At 47.7% G+C, this 21,943-nt stretch carries 20 protein-coding genes; 11 read left to right on the forward strand and 9 right to left on the reverse strand.

What is annotated here, in order from left to right:
* Positions 1-230 precede the first annotated feature (230 nt).
* Positions 231-791, reverse strand: a complete 561-nt coding sequence (gene gmhB / locus PUN32_RS12450; protein WP_274723512.1) for a D-glycero-beta-D-manno-heptose 1,7-bisphosphate 7-phosphatase — start codon at positions 789-791, stop codon at positions 231-233.
* A gap of 210 nt (positions 792-1,001) precedes the next feature.
* Here gmhB and metN point away from each other — a divergent pair, with 210 nt between their 5' ends.
* The 3 genes from metN to metQ are packed head-to-tail and all read left to right on the forward strand — an operon-like array spanning position 1,002 to position 3,550.
* Positions 1,002-2,036: a methionine ABC transporter ATP-binding protein MetN gene (metN, locus tag PUN32_RS12455; protein ID WP_274723513.1), complete on the forward strand. Its 1,035-nt coding sequence runs from the start codon at positions 1,002-1,004 to the stop codon at positions 2,034-2,036.
* Complete coding sequence (locus PUN32_RS12460) at positions 2,026-2,703, forward strand: methionine ABC transporter permease (protein ID WP_274723514.1); 678 nt, start codon at positions 2,026-2,028, stop codon at positions 2,701-2,703. Before metN ends, PUN32_RS12460 begins: the two co-directional genes overlap by 11 nt.
* Before the next feature lie 37 nt (positions 2,704-2,740).
* On the forward strand, positions 2,741-3,550 hold the full coding sequence (gene metQ, locus PUN32_RS12465) for a methionine ABC transporter substrate-binding lipoprotein MetQ (RefSeq protein WP_274723515.1): 810 nt from the start codon (positions 2,741-2,743) through the stop codon (positions 3,548-3,550).
* Positions 3,551-3,772: 222 nt separating this feature from the next.
* On the opposite strand, the gene PUN32_RS12470 is transcribed toward metQ, so the two are convergent.
* The gene (locus PUN32_RS12470) at positions 3,773-4,549 is read right to left on the reverse strand and encodes a Zn-ribbon-containing protein (protein ID WP_274723516.1); all 777 of its coding nucleotides are present in this window, start codon (positions 4,547-4,549) and stop codon (positions 3,773-3,775) included.
* A gap of 1 nt (position 4,550) precedes the next feature.
* Positions 4,551-5,099, reverse strand: coding sequence for a SecY-interacting protein (syd, locus tag PUN32_RS12475; RefSeq protein WP_274723556.1), 549 nt, complete (start codon positions 5,097-5,099; stop codon positions 4,551-4,553).
* Positions 5,100-5,204: 105 nt separating this feature from the next.
* On the opposite strand from syd, the gene queF reads away from it, so the two are divergent.
* The 5 genes from queF to xni all read left to right on the forward strand — a co-directional run bounded on the left by queF (position 5,205) and on the right by xni (position 12,518).
* Positions 5,205-6,050: an NADPH-dependent 7-cyano-7-deazaguanine reductase QueF gene (gene queF, locus PUN32_RS12480; protein WP_274723517.1), complete on the forward strand. Its 846-nt coding sequence runs from the start codon at positions 5,205-5,207 to the stop codon at positions 6,048-6,050.
* A 14-nt stretch (positions 6,051-6,064) separates the two neighbouring features.
* On the forward strand, positions 6,065-8,323 hold the full coding sequence (locus PUN32_RS12485; protein ID WP_274723518.1) for a tetratricopeptide repeat protein: 2,259 nt from the start codon (positions 6,065-6,067) through the stop codon (positions 8,321-8,323).
* A 121-nt stretch (positions 8,324-8,444) separates the two neighbouring features.
* Entirely contained in the window at positions 8,445-10,007 is a 1,563-nt protein-coding gene (locus PUN32_RS12490) for a GGDEF domain-containing protein (protein ID WP_274723519.1), read from the forward strand.
* A 239-nt stretch (positions 10,008-10,246) separates the two neighbouring features.
* Positions 10,247-11,605, forward strand: a complete 1,359-nt coding sequence (gene ppnN / locus PUN32_RS12495) for a nucleotide 5'-monophosphate nucleosidase PpnN (RefSeq protein WP_274723520.1) — start codon at positions 10,247-10,249, stop codon at positions 11,603-11,605.
* Between the two features lie 133 nt (positions 11,606-11,738).
* Positions 11,739-12,518, forward strand: coding sequence for a flap endonuclease Xni (gene xni / locus PUN32_RS12500; RefSeq protein WP_274723521.1), 780 nt, complete (start codon positions 11,739-11,741; stop codon positions 12,516-12,518).
* A gap of 85 nt (positions 12,519-12,603) precedes the next feature.
* Here the strand turns inward: xni and PUN32_RS12505 are convergent, their stop codons facing one another.
* The 4 genes from PUN32_RS12505 to pomA form a co-directional block, all read right to left on the reverse strand.
* Positions 12,604-13,515 (reverse strand): transcriptional regulator GcvA, encoded by a 912-nt coding sequence (locus PUN32_RS12505; RefSeq protein WP_274723522.1) that lies wholly within the window; start codon positions 13,513-13,515, stop codon positions 12,604-12,606.
* A gap of 402 nt (positions 13,516-13,917) precedes the next feature.
* Positions 13,918-15,369, reverse strand: a complete 1,452-nt coding sequence (gene thiI, locus PUN32_RS12510; protein WP_274723523.1) for a tRNA uracil 4-sulfurtransferase ThiI — start codon at positions 15,367-15,369, stop codon at positions 13,918-13,920.
* A 160-nt stretch (positions 15,370-15,529) separates the two neighbouring features.
* Positions 15,530-16,474, reverse strand: coding sequence for a flagellar motor protein MotB (locus tag PUN32_RS12515; protein ID WP_274723524.1), 945 nt, complete (start codon positions 16,472-16,474; stop codon positions 15,530-15,532).
* A 15-nt stretch (positions 16,475-16,489) separates the two neighbouring features.
* Positions 16,490-17,254 (reverse strand): flagellar motor protein PomA, encoded by a 765-nt coding sequence (gene pomA, locus PUN32_RS12520; RefSeq protein WP_274723525.1) that lies wholly within the window; start codon positions 17,252-17,254, stop codon positions 16,490-16,492.
* A 312-nt stretch (positions 17,255-17,566) separates the two neighbouring features.
* Between pomA and xseB the strand changes: the two genes are divergently transcribed.
* The 3 genes from xseB to dxs all read left to right on the forward strand — a co-directional run bounded on the left by xseB (position 17,567) and on the right by dxs (position 20,660).
* On the forward strand, positions 17,567-17,809 hold the full coding sequence (gene xseB, locus PUN32_RS12525; RefSeq protein WP_166014552.1) for an exodeoxyribonuclease VII small subunit: 243 nt from the start codon (positions 17,567-17,569) through the stop codon (positions 17,807-17,809).
* A gap of 66 nt (positions 17,810-17,875) precedes the next feature.
* Positions 17,876-18,760 (forward strand): (2E,6E)-farnesyl diphosphate synthase, encoded by an 885-nt coding sequence (ispA, locus tag PUN32_RS12530; RefSeq protein ID WP_274723526.1) that lies wholly within the window; start codon positions 17,876-17,878, stop codon positions 18,758-18,760.
* Between the two features lie 19 nt (positions 18,761-18,779).
* Positions 18,780-20,660 (forward strand): 1-deoxy-D-xylulose-5-phosphate synthase, encoded by a 1,881-nt coding sequence (gene dxs, locus PUN32_RS12535; protein WP_274723527.1) that lies wholly within the window; start codon positions 18,780-18,782, stop codon positions 20,658-20,660.
* 125 nt (positions 20,661-20,785) lie between these two features.
* On the opposite strand, the gene truC is transcribed toward dxs, so the two are convergent.
* The gene (truC, locus tag PUN32_RS12540) at positions 20,786-21,517 is read right to left on the reverse strand and encodes a tRNA pseudouridine(65) synthase TruC (protein WP_274723528.1); all 732 of its coding nucleotides are present in this window, start codon (positions 21,515-21,517) and stop codon (positions 20,786-20,788) included.
* Positions 21,518-21,829 carry a YqcC family protein gene (locus tag PUN32_RS12545; protein ID WP_166014548.1) on the reverse strand — a complete coding sequence of 104 codons (312 nt, stop codon included), beginning with the start codon at positions 21,827-21,829 and terminating at the stop codon, positions 21,518-21,520.
* Positions 21,830-21,943 lie beyond the last annotated feature (114 nt).

Raw genomic sequence — 21,943 nt, forward strand, 5'->3', positions numbered from 1 at the left:
GTGGCCAAAGGGAGCAGACTGTAAATCTGCCGGCTCCGCCTTCGATGGTTCGAATCCGTCCCCCTCCACCATATTCTGTTGATACATAAAAAAGCCAACTCATCGAGTTGGCTTTTTTGTTGCTATTTTTTATTGCTATCGCACCACTATTGATTAGTCGGCGGCTTATTATCGTATGCTTGATCAATCAGGCTAAACCAGCCTGACCGATCACTATGTAACTTTTTATGTTACTTTTTCACTCGCAGCAAATAATGTGGCACATCACGAATGCTATCCAGCACCGCCGTTGCAAGTGCTTCACCTTGCTCGGTCACCGGTTTGCCGGTACGCACTAAAATTTTTGTACCTACGCCAGCCGCCTCGGCCGCCATCATATCTTCCGCTTTGTCACCGACCATCACCGAGTTAGCCATGTCGATCTTGAGGAAATCACGCGCCGATAAAAACATCCCTGGCTTGGGTTTGCGACAATCACAATCTTCTTTGTATTGCCCTATGCCGTGTTCAGCATGGTGCGGACAGTAATAAATACCGTCAAACTCAACACCATTATCAGCAAAGTTCCAGTCCATCCACTGGGTTAAAGAGATGAAACGCTCTTCACTGAACTTGCCACGCGCAATACCGGATTGATTGGTGATCAACACCAATAAGTATCCCATGCGTTGCAAAGCAGCGGTCGCCTCAAACACACCATCAATGAATTGGAAATCATGCTCATCGTGCACGTAACCGTGATCAACGTTGATCACCCCATCCCGGTCTAGAAATACTGCTGGTTTAGCCAAAATGCTTTCTCGTTTAACTCATTTGGCGCAAATTATTGCACGCTTTATTTTTTTCATCACTATCTAATTACTTTCTCATCTAACCATCGAGTGCGTTTAGACGTCTAGACGTAAAAATATCTATTGACTTCAATTAGCCAAGCTCATAGCATCATTAACCAATAAGGAAGACCAAAAGATTATTCTGCTTGATGCAGTTCAGGGTGACACATGATTGAGATAAAAAGCGTCAATAAAGTGTTTTATCAGGGTGAGAAGCCAATTCACGCGCTGAAAGATATTAATTTATTGATCCCACAAGGTACCATTTTTGGGGTAATTGGCTCCTCTGGCGCAGGCAAAAGTACCCTGATCCGCTGTGTCAATATGCTAGAACAACCCACCAGTGGCCAAGTCATCGTCGATGGGGTTGACTTAACCACGCTGAACCATTCACAACTGTGCGCCGCTCGCCGTAATATCGGCATGATTTTTCAGCATTTTAATCTGCTTTCATCACGCACTGTGTTTGCTAACGTGGCACTGCCTCTAGAGTTAGCCGGCCAAGCGCCAGCTTACATCAAAAGCCGAGTGACAGAATTACTCGCTTTGGTTGGGCTAGCGGAAAAACACGACAGTTACCCAGCCAATCTGTCCGGAGGTCAAAAGCAGCGGGTAGCAATTGCGCGTGCTTTAGCCTGCAATCCGAAAGTGCTGCTGTGTGACGAAGCGACCAGTGCGCTGGATCCCGCCACCACTCAATCGATTCTTGAGCTGCTTAAAGAGATTAACCGCCAGCTTAACCTGACCATTTTGCTGATCACCCATGAAATGGATGTGGTGAAAAGCATCTGCCATCAAGTGGCGATCATTGGTGATGGAGAATTGGTCGAAAAAGGCAGCGTAGGCGATATTTTTGCCCATCCCAAAACCGCCTTAGCCCACCAATTTATTCGCTCAACTTTAGATTTGTCGATTCCGGACGACTACCAAGCTCGCCTGCAGCCAACCCGCGTGGCCGGTAGCTATCCCTTAGTGCGTTTGGAGTTTACCGGCGCCACGGTTGATGCGCCGTTAATGACGCAAATTGCCCGTAAATACAATATTGATGTCAGCATCCTCAGCTCCGATCTGGATTATGCCGGTGGCGTGAAATTTGGCATGCTGGTGGCGGAAATTTTTGGTAATGCGGATGACGACCAAGCGGCGATTGAATATCTGCGCGATAACAACGTAAAAGTCGAGGTGCTCGGTTATGTCCTTTAATACTCTTACTCAATGGCTTACGCTGAACAGCGATTTATTACTGACCGCCACTTGGCAAACCCTATATATGGTGACGATTGCCGGTGTGGTCGGCTTTGCGGTCGGTATTCCACTGGGTGTGATCCTGCACACAACCAAGCAGCACGGTTTACTGGAAAACCGCCCGTTGAACCGGATCTTAGGTGCGATAGTGAATATCGGTCGCTCAGTACCCTTTTTGGTATTGATGGTCGCGATCATTCCCGTCACTAAGCTGCTAGTAGGAACCTTTATTGGTACTACCGCCGCCATTGTGCCGCTTACGATTGGGGCAATCCCATTTGTGGCGCGCTTAATTGAAAATGCGCTGCTGGAAGTACCCACCGGCTTGGTGGAGGCAGCCCAATCGATGGGAGCAACCCCACTACAAATTATTCGTAAAGTGCTGCTGCCTGAAGCGCTGCCGACCATTGTCAACTCAGTGACCATTACCTTAGTTACGCTGGTCAGTTACTCGGCAATGGCGGGCACGGTCGGTGGCGGCGGTTTAGGTGATGTCGCGATCCGTTATGGATTTCATCGCTATGAAATCACCATCATGGCAGTCACGGTCGTGATGCTGATCGTACTGGTACAAATTATTCAATCCATCGGTGATGCACTGGTTCGCCGCGTTGATCATCGCTAACCCTCGATTTCCCCTCTGTTTGAACAAGGAGTTCATCATGAAGTTTAACCTGAAACATTTACTGACTATCGCCGCAGCGGCCTCAAGCCTGATCCTCGCTGGCTGTGGTGAGAAAGTAGTTGATAACAACAAAATCAAAGTTGGCGTTATCGCAGGAGCGGAAGCCCAAGTTGCTGAAGTGGCGGCAAAAATTGCCAAAGAAAAATACAATTTAGATGTCGAATTAGTGGTGTTTACCGACTACGTTACCCCCAATGCGGCGCTGGATGATGGCTCAATCGATGCCAACGCGTTCCAACATAAACCTTATCTCGATAAACAAATCGCCGATCGCGGTTACAAATTGGCAATTGTTGGCAACACCTTTGTCTATCCGATTGCGGCTTACTCAAAGCGGATCACTTCACTGGATGAGCTACAAGATGGCGCACGCATTGCGGTACCGAATGACCCAACCAATCTAGGTCGTGCGCTGCTGCTGCTGCAACAACAAGGTCTGCTGCAACTGCGTGAAGAGGTGGGCTTGCTGGCCACAGTACGTGATATCATCGCCAATCCAAAGAAACTCGAGATCCTAGAGCTAGATGCAGCGCAACTGCCTCGTTCATTGGATGATGTCGCGCTCTCAATCATCAATACCACTTATGCTAGCTCAATTAATCTGACCCCAGAAAAAGACGGGATCTTCGTGGAAGATAAAGAGTCGCCATACGTCAATTTACTGGTCGCACGTGAAGCCAACGTCAACGCAGAAAATGTGCAAAACTTTAAGAAAGCTTACCAAACCGATGAAGTTGCTAAAGCGGCAGCAGAAATCTTCCAAGGTGGATCGGTGCAAGGTTGGTGATCACTATGTCGTAATGCATGCACCGGACAAGTATCCACTGACTGAGCATGCAGTGAAAAACATTAAAAGGTTGGCAACACGCCAACCTTTTTTATGCCACCAATCCAGCTAAGCACCTCAGTCAATACTGGCGATGGCCACCTTTTCTGCCCAACTGGCTCGCTAAAATCATCCCCGTCCAAGGCCGAAGTTTAGGGATGGTAACAAAATATGGGGTCAGCGTTATTTCAAATGATCCCATGAAATGTTAGAGACAATTCGGCACGACTCACAACGAAAATGGAAAATATCGTGCAGTGGCTCATCAAGTAACCATTGGCCACCACATTGAGGGCAAACACGCGCCCGCTCATCGGCAAGACTGGTGCCACCGACACGATACAGATAGTAATAGGTCGGCACTTGGGTCAGATATTCAATCCGTCCACACAAATCTCGCCCACGACGAAATAAATCACTGCCTACATCGCAGATTTCATGTAAAGCGGCATGCTCAGCTTGGCACGCGCCGCCCATTTGTAGCTCATCACACGCTTGCCATTCGGTTTGCCATTTGATCACCGCTTTATGATCGCCATTGAAGGTGGGAGGATGACGATAAAGAGGGATCGGCAATAAACTTTCGCCACTGCGCAGCGGCGAGCAAGTATGTACATAAGTGGTATACAGTATCTGCCAGCTTGGCGTATCAGTTTCAGCGGCTTGCTCAGAGTTAATATCCAGCCCTAATAACCGCACTTTCGGGGCTAATAAACCGGCTTCACTTAAGCGGCTCACGCAGCGTTCAACATATTGCGAATGAAACTTAGGGTGCAGACTCTCCTTTTCTGGGCATACCGCACGCAGATAAAAGACTCCATCGCCGAGCACAATCGGAAACTCACGCCCCAATACTTGACCGTTATAGCGTAGCGCATCCATCAGTCCATTGATCGCTTTATCCACTGCGCTAATGGTGGTGTTATCAAAACACTCAAATTCCAATTCAACCACGTACATCTCAATTCACCACGGGTTCAAGTTGTTGTAAAAATTCCGCCACATCCACGCTCAGTACTTCGCGCTGAGTGGTGCCGAGTTTTTCAAGGATCACATTGCCCGTCACATTGCACACGGCAATCACCGCCATCTCATCATCCGTGGTAGCAATAAACACCGTAGGGCGCTGTTTTAAGCGGCGCTGCATGACCAGATGCCCCAACAGATTTTCTTGCAGACGGGTGAAATCCTCCTCACTCCAGACTTGCAGCAGTGTCAATGCTCGACCACGCCACAGCGCAGGCATATCCGCACTAAACTGGCTGGCATAAAAGGCTTTACTGTCTTCATGTAAAGAGAGCTCAATCGCCTGTTCCATCGCCGTAAAATCGGCCCATACAGCACGACTGACGGGTTGCCAACGCACCGCATCTGCCAGCGTCTCAACCACACAAGGTGAAGCCAATCCAAACAGATCATAGCTTATGGGTAACTGACCATTTTGCTGCTGCGATTGTTGTAAAAAACGTTGGCTGAAATCGCGTAGGGCTTGTACAACGCTGTGCGTCATCATCATCATCATCATCTCCATGTAGAGTTTGCGCCGCCTAATTAATGACACTGGCACTGGGATTGCGTAAAATTCTGCATATTCTAATTGAATTGACTGAAAAACATGAGCAAATATTCCGATGCCAAAGCACTGGCAGGCCTGACACTGGGTAAAACCACCGAGTATGCCAACCAGTACGATCCAAGCCTATTGCAAGCGGTACCGCGTAGCTTAAACCGCGACGATCTGCAGCTTGGCAGCCAACTGCCCTTTCAGGGCTGTGATATCTGGACGCTGTATGAACTCTCTTGGCTTAATCAAAACGGTTTGCCACAAGTGGCGATCGGAGAAGTGGCGATCCCTGCTACCAGCCCGAATCTGATCGAATCCAAATCGTTTAAGCTCTATCTTAATAGCTATAACCAGACCCGCTTTGCCAGCTGGGATGAGGTAACGGCACAACTGATACGCGATCTTTCCGCCTGTGCTGGAGAAACAGTAACCGTCAAGGTGCAGCCGCTGACCCACTACACTGCCGAACCGATTGCCACCCTGCAGGGTGAATGCATCGATGAGCAAGATATTGAGATTCAAGATTACCAGTTTGATCACACCCTATTACAAGGCGCGGCTCAAGGTGAGGTAGTCAACGAGATACTGCACAGCCACCTGCTCAAATCCAACTGTCTGATCACCAATCAACCCGATTGGGGCAGTGTTGAAATTGCTTATCACGGCGCACAAATTAACCGCGAAGCTTTACTGCGTTATCTGGTTTCTTTCCGCGAACATAACGAATTTCATGAACAGTGCGTCGAGCGGATTTTTACTGATATTATGCGCTACTGCCAGCCAGAAACCTTAACCGTTTATGCGCGCTATACACGGCGTGGTGGACTTGATATCAACCCATTCCGATCTAACTATCAAGCTGCGCCAACAGATAATCGCCGTATGGCACGACAATAAGGATGTAATCTAGGATGAGATTTCTACACTGGCTGACTCTGGTGGGCATGCTGCTCGCAACTGGACTACAAGCAGCAATTTACACTTCACCGATGCTGAATGAAGCCGATGGCTTAGTTGAAATCTCACCTTTGCAAGCGAAAAAAATAGCCCAGCAATATCTCAATGAGCGCCATTTAGCCGAAAAAATCGAAAATCATCCGGCGGCTATTGCTCGTGATGAACCAGACAGCCGTATGCGCACTCCGAGCAGCAGTGTCGATGCGATGATGATTCTCGCGCAAGCGTTAGATAACCTAGCGGATCATCCATCAGCACAATTGATCCTAATCGATGCTCAAGCGCTTACCGAACAATATCAATTGCCCTATTTGCGGCTGGAGGTACAACTGCTCAGCACTCGCCTTGCCTGGCAAACCGATGGCGATGCACAGCATGCGCAGCAACGACTCGAACAGATCACTGCTCAGTATCGACAGATCGAAAATGCGGATCAAATCGCCAAAAGCATTAATTATAAAATTACCCTGCTGCAAGCGGAAATTGCCTCAAAAGCCAATCAAGTAGAGGTGGCAGATAAACTCTTCGCCCAATTAAAGCCGTATCTTGACACCTTAACCAGTGAGAAACCGGCGATTGAATATCACCTCAAATTGGGCGAGCATCATCTCAACCATGAACGCTATAACCTAGCGCTGTCTGAGTTTTTAGTCGCATACTGGAGTGCGATTGAAAGTAACTCAGGGGTATTATTGGCCAAATCCAATACCCGACTTGGGCAACTTTTTTTCAATCGGCAAGTTTTAGATAAAGCACTCGATCATTTCTCACAAGCCGCCGATTTTTACGGTCGCTACGAGCAATCACCTTTTTTGCCTTTAGTGCTGAAACAGATGGGTGATATTTACTATCAGCAAGGAAAATACAACTTAGCTTTAGTGCATTATTTTAATGTCATCGATCATCAAAATCATCGTGCATTGCTTAATGATGAGATTGAAATACGCATTAATCTGGCTGCCACTTATTTACAGCTCTACAACTACTCGATCGCCGAACAATATTTAACCAGCGCAGAAGAGTTACTGGCTCTGACCGATGCTCCGCGCTTAAATGGACATGTCGCATTACTGCATTCCGGATTGGCTTATTATCAAAAAATGGCTCAAGATGTAATTCACTACGCAGACAGAGCCTTAACCATCGGTCAATCCTTGCAAGATGATCAGCTACAAGAGCAAGCTTATCGCTTACTGTCACTCGGTTATGAAAAAAGTGGTTCCGCTAACCAAGCCCTAGCGGCCTTTAAACAAAGCCAAGCCTTGGCACAAAAACGACAAAATAAACTCAACCAAATTAGTGAAGATGCTTTCCGCCAACAACGGGAATTTATTGAACAAACCTTGCATCTAGTCGGGCAAGAAAAACAGCTACAACAGACCCAAAACCAATTTACTCAGCTACGTAAAATTGCCCTGTTCTTACTGCTGATCACCTTAGTGATGTTGATGATAAATTGGCGACGTGGCTATATTATGCAACGTCAGCAAGATGAAATTTCAGAACTACACGACACCTTATTTACTCACTCGCGATCCCAGCTCAATAACCTACGTATGCTGCATGCCAAGCTGCCCAGTTCATTAGAAAAAAGCCACCATAACTATGAACAATGGCAGCTCGGTGAATTAATCCACCAACCGCTGAATGACCGGCTACGCTTCGCGCTGATCGACTTTCCTTTTATGCGTAATATGTACCTACAAAACGGTTACAGTGCAGGTTTAGAGTTAGAGCACGCTTTTGGACAATTCCTGAGAGAGAAAATCAAAGAGCCGAATCGGCTGTACCATTTTTCTGATGCAAGCCTGCTTTATATCGAGAAAAGTGGTGAACAAAAAAGCGCTCCGGAAACACTGTTCAATCAAATTCAGTTGTGGATGAATGAATTTGCCGCTAATCGTAAGCTAAATCCAATCATTCGGATGGGGATTGTTGATTATCCATTTTTGCCGCGCGCTTATACCGCAATCAATGATAAAGAATTGCTGGATATTTTATTGATGGCGACCCATATCGCCCGTGAATTAAGCCTAAGCGAAGGTCAAAGCCACTGGGTGTATTTTAAAGCGATTGAAAATGCACCCGCGGCCTGTTTTGCTTCTGGAAATATTCGGCTTGCTTGCAAACACGCCATCAATCAAGGGCTAATCAAAGTTCACTCTTCCTCACAGAATGAGGACAATATCAAAAAACTCTTAAAAGATGACTAAAAGATGGCTAAATGCTGCCCAGTCGACATAAACATGCAGTGACCTTGACAAAATATTTGTTATTATCGATGAATTAATAAATAGGATCAGCATTGATCCTCTACTATCTAGTTTGTTGTACATGGGCGTTCTAGAACACGATCTTCAAGCAGAGCTTGACAAATTTAAATCTCAGTTAGAGCAAGTCCGTCTGACCCAAAGGGATACGTCGTTCAAATTTAACCGAGAACAACAGGTTCTTAAACGCGTAGTCTCTTCGTTGGCTAGCCACTATCGTGGCAGCCATGAGCTAAACCAAAGTTTAGATGAGCTTAGCTATGCATTACAGCAGCCACAAGACATCAGCGAACTGATCCCTCAATTGGCGGTGCTGGAACGCATGTTGAAACAACGGTCACTTGCCATGGATAAACATCACCATCACCTAGATCGCCAATTACAACACAGCGCAGAAACCCTGCTGCGCGTGGCTGGGTTGCCACCCAAAATCAAACGCGATCTGCGCGATCTGATCAGCTTTAGCGCGGCCCAACCGCAAGAAAAAACCGAACAAGCACTGCGCTTGTTGGACATCTACCAACGCGCGGTCAAAATCCAATCCATCAATCCCAATTTGGCGCAAAGTGACATCGCTCGGTCAGCGGATCGTGAGTTACTCGATCGCTTGTGTATCGATCTACAACAGTTGATCACTGAACTTGATTTTAATGGTGAATCTGGCGAGCAATTGAATGATATTCGCTCTAAACTTCTGCTCGGTGTCAATCCTCACACTCTGCTTGAATTAACCCTTGAAGTACTGCGTTTGGTGGTGAATGGCAGCCAGATGGAACGGAAATCGGCCCAAGCCTTCTTAGAACAAGTCAATCTCTCGGTTGGCAACAACCTCAAAAGTGTCACCCAAAATCTAGAGCAGAGCCAAAATTATCTCATCCATCGCCAACAGATGAATAGTGAACTAGGCAACTTAGTGTCACGTAGCCAAACCACCCTCGCCGAACAAACCGATATCGCGCAACTTAAGCAGAAAATGACCCCTTTGCTGCGCGAAATGACCTCACTGACTGAGCGTTTACATTTAGCTGAACAGCGTGAGCAAGCCCTGTTCGAACGGATGTTATACAGCAAAGATCAAATGGCCGCCTTGTCGGATTTAGCGCAGAATTATCACCACCGACTGGAAGAACAAGCGTTACGAGCACAGTTAGATCCTTTAACTAAGGTCTATAATCGGAGCTACTTTACTGAACGGCTCGAACACGAATACCGCCGTTGGATCCGTGGTCAGCACAATTTTCGAATTGTGCTATTTGATATCGATAACTTCAAATCGATCAACGACAGCTTTGGCTATACCGCAGGTGATAAAGCGTTAACCATTATTGCGCGCACCATCAAAAAAGAGCTGAGCGATGGTGATACTGTAGCGCGTTTTGCCGGCGAAGAATTTATTGTCTTAATGCCTGAGCGCTCAGATAGCGACAGCTATCAAATCATTCATCAAATTCAGCTTAACGTCTCGAAATTGCCATTTAAATTCCGCGATAAAAATTTGACCATTACGGTTTCAGCCGCCTGTCTGCGTTTTGCCGATTCTGACACTCCAGAAACGGTACTCGATCGGTTGAATCTGACCTTAAACCAAGCCAAAAGCAGTGGTTCTAGCCAGTTGGCTTGGAAATAAACGCATAATATTTGCTCACCTCTCACTTTAATTGTGCTCTGTTTCACAATTAACCGCTGATGATATTTCCTTCTATGATGAGATGCCTCTAGATTGAAACAAACATATCAAGAGGTTATCTATACCACACCACTTAAAGTCGCCTACTTTAAGTCGCAGCGGTATCACGTCTAGCTCTGTGCGACGTGGGTTATCCTCACGCTCTCGCATGCCTCAACCCTAGGTTGAAGGAGGACAGTATGATTATTCAAGTCAGCCCAGCCGGCAGTATGGATCTGCTTTCTCAACTCGAAGTCGAACGCCTGAAAAAAACTGCGTCTAGCGATCTGTATCAGCTCTACCGTAACTGTAGCCTTGCAGTGCTCAACTCCGGCAGCCATACCGATAACTCTAGAGAACTACTCGATAAATATAAAAATTTTGACATCACCGTCATGCGCCGCGAACGCGGCATTAAACTTGAGCTGGTTAATCCCCCTGAACACGCTTTTGTGGATGGACAAATCATCAAAGGTATTCAAGAGCACTTATTTGCGGTGCTGCGCGATATTGTGTACATCAATATGCACTTAGCCGATAGTCAGCGGCTTAACTTAACCAATACCACTCATATCACCAACCTAGTGTTTGGTATTTTGCGCAATGCTGGGGTGCTGGCCCCTGGAATTGAGCCTAATTTAGTGGTGTGCTGGGGCGGCCATTCAATCAATCCGGTCGAATACCAATATACCCGTGAGGTCGGCCATGAATTAGGACTACGTGAGCTCAATATCTGTACCGGTTGTGGCCCAGGAGCCATGGAAGGCCCGATGAAAGGCGCCGCAGTTGGTCACGCCAAACAGCGCTATTTAGCCTATCGTTACCTTGGCTTAACCGAGCCATCGATTATTGCTGCAGAACCGCCGAATCCAATTGTCAATCAACTGGTGATCATGCCCGATATTGAAAAGCGTTTAGAAGCCTTTGTGCGCATGGCACACGGGATTATTATCTTCCCAGGAGGGCCGGGCACCGCCGAAGAGCTGTTGTATATCCTTGGCATCATGATGCATCCGGACAATGCCGATCAACCGATGCCAATCGTGTTAACCGGCCCCAAACAGAGTGAAGCTTACTTCCATTCGTTAGATAAATTTATCACTGAGACTTTGGGTGAAGCAGCGCGTAAACACTACCACATTGTGATTGATAATCCAGCCGAAGCAGCTCGGATAATGAGTCATGCTATGCCGCGGGTACGTGAGCATCGGAAAAGCAAAGACGATGCTTACAGTTTTAACTGGTCACTTAAAATTGAGCCTGAATTTCAACTGCCATTTGAACCCAATCATGACAGCATGGCCAATCTCGATTTACATTTAAACCAGCCTCCAGAAATATTAGCCGCCAATTTACGGCGCGCTTTTTCTGGGGTAGTGGCAGGTAATGTCAAAGCAGAAGGGATCCGCGAGATAGAACGCCACGGCCCCTTTATCATGCATGGCGATCCACAGCTGATGGACAAAATGGATCAACTGCTCAATGATTTTGTCGCACAACATCGCATGAAATTACCCGGTGATACCGCCTATGAGCCATGCTATAAAATCGAGCTCTAGAAGGTAACGATGAGCGAATCGCGTTCACATCCCCCACCAAACAAGGTGATAAGCTCAAATTCAGATTCGTAATCTGGCCGGTTTTGATTACAATAAGGGCCTGATAAGCCCTTATTGTTGTTGATTGCTGGTTATGTCCCTTCACCTGGTTATTATTGATGCCCTTAATTTGATCCGCCGTGTACACTCTGCACAGCCTGATCCGAATGACATCGCCCGAACGGCACAAACCACCACTCGCACACTGCAACGCATCATTAATGAAGCCCAGCCGAGCCATATGATCGCGGTTTTTGACCATCAATTAGCCGATCGTGGCTGGCGCGCTCAATTACTACCTAGCTACAAAGCCAACCGCAAACCGATGCCAGAAATGCTCCAGCAAGGATTAGAAACCATTCAAGATGCGTGGTGGCAACTCGGGATTGATTCGCTGTTATCCGAAGGTGATGAAGCAGATGATTTGATCGCGACACTGGCCTGTAAAGTCGCCGGACGGCAACAAAAAGTCACCATCATTTCGACCGATAAAGGCTACTGCCAACTGCTTTCACCAACCTTGCAAATTAGAGACTATTTTCAGCAGCGCTGGTTAGATCAACCGTTTATCGCCCAAGAATTTGGCGTAGCACCAGCACAATTGACCGACTACTGGGGCTTAACCGGGGTCAGTTCAAGCCAAATTCCAGGCGTCGTCGGGATTGGCCCTAAAGCGGCGCAACAAATTTTGCACCAGTTTAGCAGCATTGAACAAGCGTATTTAAGCCCTGAACTGGCGGATAAATACCGTAAAAAACTCGAACCTCAGATTGAGATGGCGCGGATCTGCAAACAAATCAGTACATTAAAAACCGATATTGAACTTGGTTTTAACTTACAAGAGATCCGCTTTAGCGCGCCCTCCAGCAGCTAACACTGTGCTGTTGGTCGATGCTTGGCGTTGCACATCGATCGCCAATATGCCCAATTCCAGCACCAGCAGAGAGTACACCCTATCACTACACTTGCTGCAGAATCTCTACCTGCTCACTGCGTGCCTTGTTCAGCATCCAGTCACGAAATGTGGCCACCCGCCCGATGTCCGCTTGTTTTTCATGACACACCACATAAAAAGCATTATTGGTCATCAGCACTTGATCAAACGGTGCGATTAAGCGCCCAGCATCCATTTCGGGTTGGGCTAATACGTTATTACCCAGCGCCACCCCTTGACCATGGGCCGCCGCTTGCAACACCATAGTTGAGTGGCTGAAAATCGGCCCGTGGTTAACATTGACGTTGTTGAGACTATTTTCTTTGGCAAACTGCTTCCAATCTTTGCGCGAAGTATCGTGCAACAGAGTGTGATGAGCTAAATCACTTAAGGTTTCCATCGGCTTATTGCCCAGCAACAACGCAGGTGAACAGAGCGGGATCAGAAACTCTTGATACAGCTTATCGGCACGCAGCCCAGGCCAACTACCGCGACCATAATAGATCGCCACATCAACATCATCCGCCAGCGATCCCTCATCCATATCAACCGCTTTGATCCGCACATCAATATCCGGCTCTTGCTGGTTAAAATCCGCCAAACGCGGCACTAGCCACTGGATAGCAAAGCTCGGTGGCAAACTGATCGTCAATGCGCCTTTTTCACTGCGTTCAAGTAATTTATCTGTGGCTTCAGCTAATGAACCAAAAATATCTTTAATATCCAGAAAGTAACTTTGCCCCTCTTCGGTCAGCAGCAAAGATCGATTACGGCGCCGGAATAATTTCAAACCAAGAAACTCTTCTAACGCTTTGATTTGGTGGCTAACTGCGGCCTGTGTCACAAATAATTCTTCACCAGCTCGAGTAAAACTTAAATGGCGAGCTGCCGCTTCAAACACTTTTAACGAATTGAGAGGAGGTAATCTTCTGGACATACAGACACTCGGTTAGTGATTAGTTTTTTTTATCTGAAACATTATAATTTGTCCGTTGCTAATCGACCAGAGAAAATCTATATTTCACCGCGTAACAGCGGCCTGAACGGCTTGATTTCTTTGTAAATCAATAGGCTTAGTTGTTGCGATGTTGTGTTTGCAAACTCGAATTTCGAGTTAGGTAGTTTCTACCCTCTGTTTTGTGCAATTATCCCTGCCACAAAACAAATACTTCCTGTATTTATTTTTGACCTGTCTGTCAAATTTTTAGCACCGCCTCTGGGCGGTGTTTTTTTATCTCCCGCCATTAAACAGATTCCGTTGAGTGAACCCCGTTAATTAAGCAAAAAAAACGCACCGCCTGCTCAGCAAACGGTGCGTGATAACCAACATGACTAACGTTTATGGACGATACACTTTCACGTTGCTAAATCCTTGTTCTTGCAAATACAAGGCTTGCAAACGGCTCATCACCCCACGCGCGCAGTACAACAAGTACGTTTTCGATGGATCTAAATCACCAAACTGAGTCGCTAACTTGTAAAACGGCAGGTGCTTAACGGTCACGCCATCCAGTTGCAGTGGACTCTCGTCTTCTTCATCTGGGCTACGAATATCCAGCACCACCGCATTGGCTTGGTCAGCAATGCTAACCTGTTCCACTTCTGGTGCTTGTTCCAGCGACTGTTTACCAATTTCACGAATATCGATCTGGCGTGCGTTGTACACTACTTGCTCAAGCAGCGCAAAATCAAATTTCGCTTCTTCTTGCTCAAGTTTCGCTTGCACCGCTTTAACGGTAGGGCTTTTCGAAATCACCCCACAAAATTCAGGCATGGTTTTGGCAAAATCTTCGGTACCAATCTCGCGCGCCAGCCGAATAATGTCATCTTTGTCCCAGTTGATCAGCGGACGCAAAATCAGCGTATCGGTTACATTGTCGATATGGCGTAGATTGGTTAAGGTTTGGCTCGACACTTGGCCTAGCGCTTCACCAGTCACCAAAGCCTGAATACCTAACTTTTCAGCCACCATACCAGCGGCACGCATAAACATACGCTTTAACACCACGCCCATCTGGCCATCGTCGATCTTTTCTAAGATTTCAGCCACGATCGGCTCAAAATCAATCGCAATAAACCGCACTTTGGCCGATGAACCGTATTTCTGCCACAAGTAGTAAGCGGTTTGCTTGACGCCAATTTCATGAGCTGGGCCACCAAGATTGAAGAAGCAGTAATGCACTTTTGAACCGCGTTTAATGTGTAGGTAGCTCGACACGCCTGAGTCAAAACCGCCAGAGATCAAACTCAGCACATCTTCTTGGGTACCGAGCGGGAAGCCGCCCAAACCTTTATAACGAGCGATGATTTGGTTGAGCAGATCATCAGCCACTTCAACTTGAACCGTCACGTCTGGATTGGTCAGTTTCACTTTGGCACTGGCCACCGCTTGATTGAGGCCACCACCGACATAACGCTCAAGTTCAATCGAGGTAAAATCGTGCTTACCACGACGCTTAGCGCGCACCACGAAGGTTTTGTTTTCGATATTGGCTCGATTCAGCTCAAGCACCTGTTCATAAATGTTATGCAGATCGGTAAAGGTCGATTGCTGCACTTCCAAAACTTGCTGAATACCTGGCGTGGTGGTCAAAATTTCCAGCACTTCCGCATAATAGGTATCGCTGGCCGAGGTCACTTCGATATGATCGCGACGATTGAATACCGCCACCCCTTGTGTGCGGGCTTTCACAATAATTCGAATATTGCTTTCAAGGATCTTTGTGAAACGCTTACGCACCGATTCACTTTTCACAAAAATTTCCGGATGGGGTTTGACGATAAATTTCATAAGGTTATTCGCAATCTGAGTTAGACAATCTGCCAAGCTGCAGGTAAGGCGCTCTAAGGCGCTTACCGCTAAAGGGGCGCGATTATACACGATCCTCTGGTGCAGAGAAATGCCCATCAACTAGGCAAGTCATACGACTTGCCTTATGGTGATCGCCTACCTAGCGCGCTACTGCTCGCGATGGAACTTCATCACTAAACAGCGGCTCACCTTGCAAAATACTAATCTCGACCCGTCGGTTGAGCGCTCGTTGCGCTTCGCTATCATTGCGACCCAGTGGCTGAGTATCGGCTAAACCACGCACCTGTAATCGTAAGTGGTCAAAACCTTTCACTTTTTCCATTTCTTGCGCCACCGATACCGCGCGCTGAGCGGAAAGATCCCAGTTTGAACGATACAATTCAGAATCGAGCCTTTGATTATCGGTATGCCCAGTCACACGCACCTTGCCAGGAACATCTTTCACTAAATCGGCAATTTGTCGCACCAATGGACGGAATCTGGGCTGCAAAAATGCCGAACCTTCTGGGAAAGCTCCTTTTTCGCGGATCCGAATATCGATTTGTTGACCTAAATTTTCAACCTCAATCGCGCCTTGTTCGATTTCACGCGATAACGCTTTTTTAATGCTTTCAGCCACAATCTCCATCTGCTCAGACATGATTTGAGATTGCTGCTCTGACTGGGTGTTCTGATTATCTTGAGTGGCAGTGTCGGGCGATTGTCCCCCGGTCATTTGCCCCAAATCGCGCTGATTGCCACCCGCACGATCTGCATCCCCCTCTTGAAACTCAAGCGTTTGCTGGGTGATGTCGATGGTTTGCTGCATGATCACATCAATCGGCGTTGGTTCAGGACGCCCGGGACGAAACTCTTGAGCAATAATACTGGTGCCTTTCGGAATATCTTTCACTTCGAGACGATTTTGTACCCCAAAGGCAAACTTCATCGACCCTGCAATTTGCTTAAACTTGAGCACGTCCATCTCAGAAAATGACAGCAGCAAAACAAAGAAGCACACCAGCAGTGACATCAAGTCGGCAAAGGTACCAAGCCAAGCCGGCGCGCCAGGTGGTGGGCATTTACAAGGTTGTTGGTCATCCATCGTCAGTCAGCTCCGCTACTCTTTATCAACATCAAGCGAACGCTTGCTTGCGTTAAGGTAGTTCTTCAAATAACTATCGATAACTCTTGGGTTTTGTCCATCTTGGATCGCTAACACACCGTCCATAATCAAGCGGCGATTGAGCGTCTCCTGATCGCGGCGTAAGGCCAGTTTATCGGCAATCGGAAAACAGATCATATTAGCCAATATCGCACCATAAAGGGTGGTCAATAGTGCCACCGCCATCGCAGGACCGATCGATTTAGGGTCATCCATATTGGATAACATCGCCACCAATCCAACCAAGGTACCAATCATGCCCATCGCAGGAGCCACTTCCCCAAAAGAGCGAAACACTTGAGTGCCTTTACTATGCCGCTCATCGGTTAAAATTATGTCTTTTTGTAAAGTAGCACGCACCACATCGGCATCATGCCCATCCACCAACAAATCAATGCCTTTTTGCATAAACGGATTGGGAATTTCCATCTCTTCTAGCGCCAAAAAGCCACCTTTACGTGCCGCATCGGCCATTTCCACAATTTTGGCAATCAGATCTTCTGGCTCATCGGCTTTGAACATAAACGCTTTACCAGCGATTTTTCCGGCACCAAAAAATTGCCCAAAGGTGAACTTCATGAGCACCACGAAAGTTGAGCCACCGACTACAATCAGAATCGAAATAACGTCGACGAACATCACCAAGCTGCCGCCTAGCACCATCGCCATAAGAACGAAAGCTAAGCCGCCAATAAGACCTATCAATGTTGCTAAATCCACCAAGCACTCCTCAGGCTATACATTCGCGATAATCAAAAGCTTACTTTGATTATCGGCAACAGAATAAATTCTTTAAGCAAATTGTCTGTATTGACAGTGAAAAACCGGCCTAGTGTAGCGGAAAAGCAAGCAATAGGCTGCGCTCGGGTAGCGAGTTTTTATCCATCGATGCGTGCCTCAACGGACTTTTTTTCATTTCGTTATCTGACACGGTAAAAAAGCCTTCCGTTTCTGACAAAATCGTTTGGTTCAATTTGACCAACTCAGCCCCCTGAGGTAACTTTCGTGCATCTTAACTAAGGCATACCGATTATGGCGAACAAGAAACCAGAAAACATGTCGTTTGAATCGACGATCGATGAACTGGAACAGTTGGTTGAACAATTGGAAAGTGGCGATCTCGCTCTTGATGAAGCATTAAAAAAGTTTGAACGCGGTATTTCGCTCGCTAGAGCCGGTCAACTCAAGCTTGATGACGCCGAACAACGCGTACGCATTTTACTCAGTCAAAGTGACGATGCGCCGCTAAGCGATTTTAACCCAGTCGCGGAGTAAACCACTTCGCCAACGCCGTCGATCTCAAACCACAGATCCGGCACAACCGATACAGACGAGAGCCCTATGATTGAGGCGTTATCCTCATACCAACAGCGAAATAATCAGCAACTGGAGCAGTGGCTAGAGCAGATCCCGTTTCAAAACTTGCCATTGATCGAGGCGATGCGTTACGGGTTACTGCTTGGCGGCAAACGCGCACGCCCCTATTTGGTCTACATCACTGGGCAGATGTTGGGCTGCGCATTGAGCGAGCTCGATACCCCTGCGGCGGCCATTGAGTGTATCCATGCTTATTCACTGATCCATGATGATTTGCCGGCGATGGATGATGATGAATTACGCCGCGGCCAGCCGACCTGCCATATCCAATTTGATGAAGCGACCGCGATTTTAACTGGTGACGCCTTGCAAACACTCGCCTTTACCATTTTGGCGGAAGGCAGCTTGTCTGCAGCGGGAGAAACTCAGCGGGTTGCCATGATCCAAATCCTAGCGCAAGCCTCTGGTGCGCAAGGAATGTGTCTTGGACAAGCGCTCGATTTAGCGGCAGAAAACCGCTTAATCTCACTAGAACAATTACAAACCATCCATCGCAATAAAACCGGAGCGTTAATGCGCTGCGCGATCCGCTTAGGTGCATTGGCGGCAGGCGAAACAGGCCGCGCTATGTTGCCATATTTGGATCGCTACGCGGATGCGGTTGGACTAGCCTTTCAAGTACAAGATGATATTTTAGATATCATCAGCGACACGCAAACGCTCGGTAAACCACAAGGTTCGGATCAACAACTCAACAAAAGCACTTATCCTGCATTGCTCGGCTTAGCTGGAGCGCAGCAAAAGGCGCAGGCTTTATTACAAGAAGCGCTGCTAGCGTTAAGTGAGATCCCCTACAATACTCAGTCTCTGGAAGAGTTCGCCCGATATGTTGTCGAGCGCAAAAATTAAACCATAAGCGCGCATAGTTATGACTCTTGATATTTCAAAATACCCAACTCTAGCTCTGGCGAATACTCCAGATGAGCTGCGCAGCCTGCCTAAAGACATGCTGCCGAAACTGTGTGACGAGTTACGCAGTTACCTACTCAATTCGGTCAGCCAATCAAGCGGCCATTTAGCCTCAGGGCTAGGTACGGTCGAGCTCACCGTCGCACTGCATTATGTCTACCGCACCCCCTTTGATCAGTTGATTTGGGATGTCGGCCACCAAGCTTACCCACACAAAATTTTGACTGGACGACGCGATCAGATGCCGACCATTCGCCAAAAAGAGGGCTTACACCCCTTCCCTTGGCGCGAAGAGAGTGAATACGACACTCTGTCTGTTGGCCACTCTTCAACCTCAATCAGTGCCGCGTTGGGTATGGCCATTTGTGCGGGTAAAGAAGGTCAAGACCGTAAAGTGGTCAGCGTGATTGGCGATGGCGCAATTACCGCGGGCATGGCGTTTGAGGCGATGAATCACGCTGGCGATGTCCATCCCGACATGCTGGTGATCCTCAACGATAATGAAATGTCGATTTCGGAAAATGTCGGTGCGCTGAATAATCATTTAGCCCAAGTGCTATCGGGCAGTTGGTACACGTCGATTCGCGAAGGAAGCAAAAAAGTACTTTCCGGTATTCCACCAATCAAAGAGCTGGTACGCCGCACCGAAGAGCATTTGAAAGGCATGGTGGTGCCGGGCACGTTATTTGAGGAGCTTGGCTTTAACTATATTGGTCCGGTTGATGGCCATGATGTACTGGAACTGATCAAAACCCTGAAAAATATGCGCGAGCTAAAAGGGCCACAGTTTTTGCACGTCATGACCAAAAAAGGCAAAGGCTACGCACCGGCGGAGAAAGATCCGATCGGCTATCATGGGGTACCTAAATTTGATCCAAGCCATGATAGCTTGCCGAAAAGCAACAACCCTCAGCCAACTTTCTCGAAAATCTTCGGTGATTTTCTGTGTGATATGGCCGCGCAAGATCCAAAACTGCTGGCGATCACGCCTGCGATGCGCGAAGGCTCCGGCATGGTGCGCTTCTCAAAAGAGTACCCGGAGCAATACTTTGATGTGGCGATTGCTGAACAACATGCCGTTACCCTCGCAACCGGTATGGCGATTGCTGGCTATCATCCGATTGTGGCGATTTACTCAACCTTTTTACAGCGCGGTTACGATCAACTGATCCACGATGTGGCGATAATGAACCTACCGGTAATGTTTGCTATCGACCGAGCTGGGATTGTCGGCGCAGATGGTCAAACTCACCAAGGGGCATTTGATTTAAGCTTTATGCGCTGCATCCCGAATATGCTGATCATGGCACCGGCTGACGAAAATGAGTGCCGGCAGATGCTCTATACTGGCCACCAACATCAAGGGCCAAGCGCCGTCCGTTATCCACGCGGTAACGGCATGGGCGTTGAGCTAAAGAATGACTTTAGCGCATTAGACATCGGTAAAGGGCGCATCATGCGTGAAAGTCAGGCTAACTCCGGTGAAAAAGTGGCGATTTTAAACTTTGGTACGCTATTACCAAATGCTTTAGCGGCCGCAGAGAAACTCAATGCAACGGTGGCCGATATGCGTTTTGTTAAACCGTTGGATCAAGACTTAATCCAGCAGTTAGTCCAAAGCCACGATGTGTTAGTGACGTTAGAAGAAAACGCGATTGCAGGCGGCGCTGGGGCCGGAGTGATTGAGCTGATGATGCAACAAAAATGGATTAAGCCGGTATTGAATTTAGGCCTGCCGGATCAATTCATCGTGCAAGGTTCGCAGCAACAGATGCATGCTGAACTGGGCTTAGATAGCGCAGGGATCGAACATGCGATCCGTCGCTACCTTGCCAAGTAGACGCACTTTAATCACCCACGCTTGGATCACCACGCATTAACGAGTAAAGCCTTCATCACGAAGGCTTTGCTGTTATTGGCACGCGAAATTATACTTTCGCGCACCATTGTCAATGGGGCTAAGCCCTAACGATTCAGCAAGCTAGCTGGCCAAGCAAACTCATTCAACAAGCCTTGCCACACCTGATCGACACTAGCGCGCAACAACAAAGGCTGCTGAGTGTAAGGATGGACAAAAAGCAACTCGCTGGCATGCAACATCAAACGCTGCGCCGAAAAGTGTTCCCGAAACAATCGGTTATGCACACCATCACCATGGGTGGTATCCCCGACAATCGGATGGCGCAAGTGCGCCATATGCCGCCGTAATTGATGCTTACGCCCAGTCTTGGGTTGCATTTCCATCAAGCAATAACGCGTGGTTGAAAATTTTCCAGTCGCAATCGGCAGTTCCACATGCGCCAGTGGTCGATAAGCGGTGATCGCCGACTGCGCGGGTTTATCTTGCTGGGCAAATTTATCGGCGATTTTATCCAACTCTTCTTTGAGTGGGTAATCAAGCACATCCGCCTCGCGGATCCAACCGCGCACAATCGCGTGGTAGGTTTTCTCCATCTCATGATTGGCAAACATCGGCATCACATCGGAGGCAATTTGACTGGAAAGTGCAAACACCAACACGCCGGATGTCGGGCGATCTAAGCGGTGCAGTGGAAAGACATGTTGGCCAATTTGATCGCGCAAAGTCTGCATCACAAACTGAGTTTCATGCTTATCAAGCCATGAACGATGCACTAGCATGCCAGCCGGTTTATTGACGGCGACCAAATACTCATCTTGATAAATAATCTCTAGCATCTATTGGCACACCTCATCAATACGTCGGATCAGCGCCAGCAGCGGTTGGTACTGCGCCTCTCCCTGCCACGCTTCGGCAAAATAAGGCTCCAGTGCAAAACCGCGCGGCACGCTGGCCTGAGCGATGGCTTGTTGCATTTTCGGTACAAAAATCCACTGTAACCACTGCTCAGGGGCTAACGTATCCACCGCAAAAGGCGCTTGGCTAGCCAGTGCTTGCGCACTCGGTGGCGTTGTCTGCCACAACTGCAGCGCGCGCAAACTCGACTCCAACTCGACGAGTAAATTCCCCAATCGGGTGTTCAACAACATAATAGATCCGATTTATCTGTAGGCTAGTTTTCAAAAAGTGCCATAGAATAGCACCGATTCTCACCACAAGGTGATGAACCAACGCGTTATTGTACTCATAACTCCTGTACTGAT

The sequence above is a fragment of the Vibrio chanodichtyis genome, assembly GCF_028863985.1.
In the GTDB taxonomy this organism is placed as follows: Bacteria; Pseudomonadota; Gammaproteobacteria; order Enterobacterales; family Vibrionaceae; genus Vibrio; species Vibrio chanodichtyis.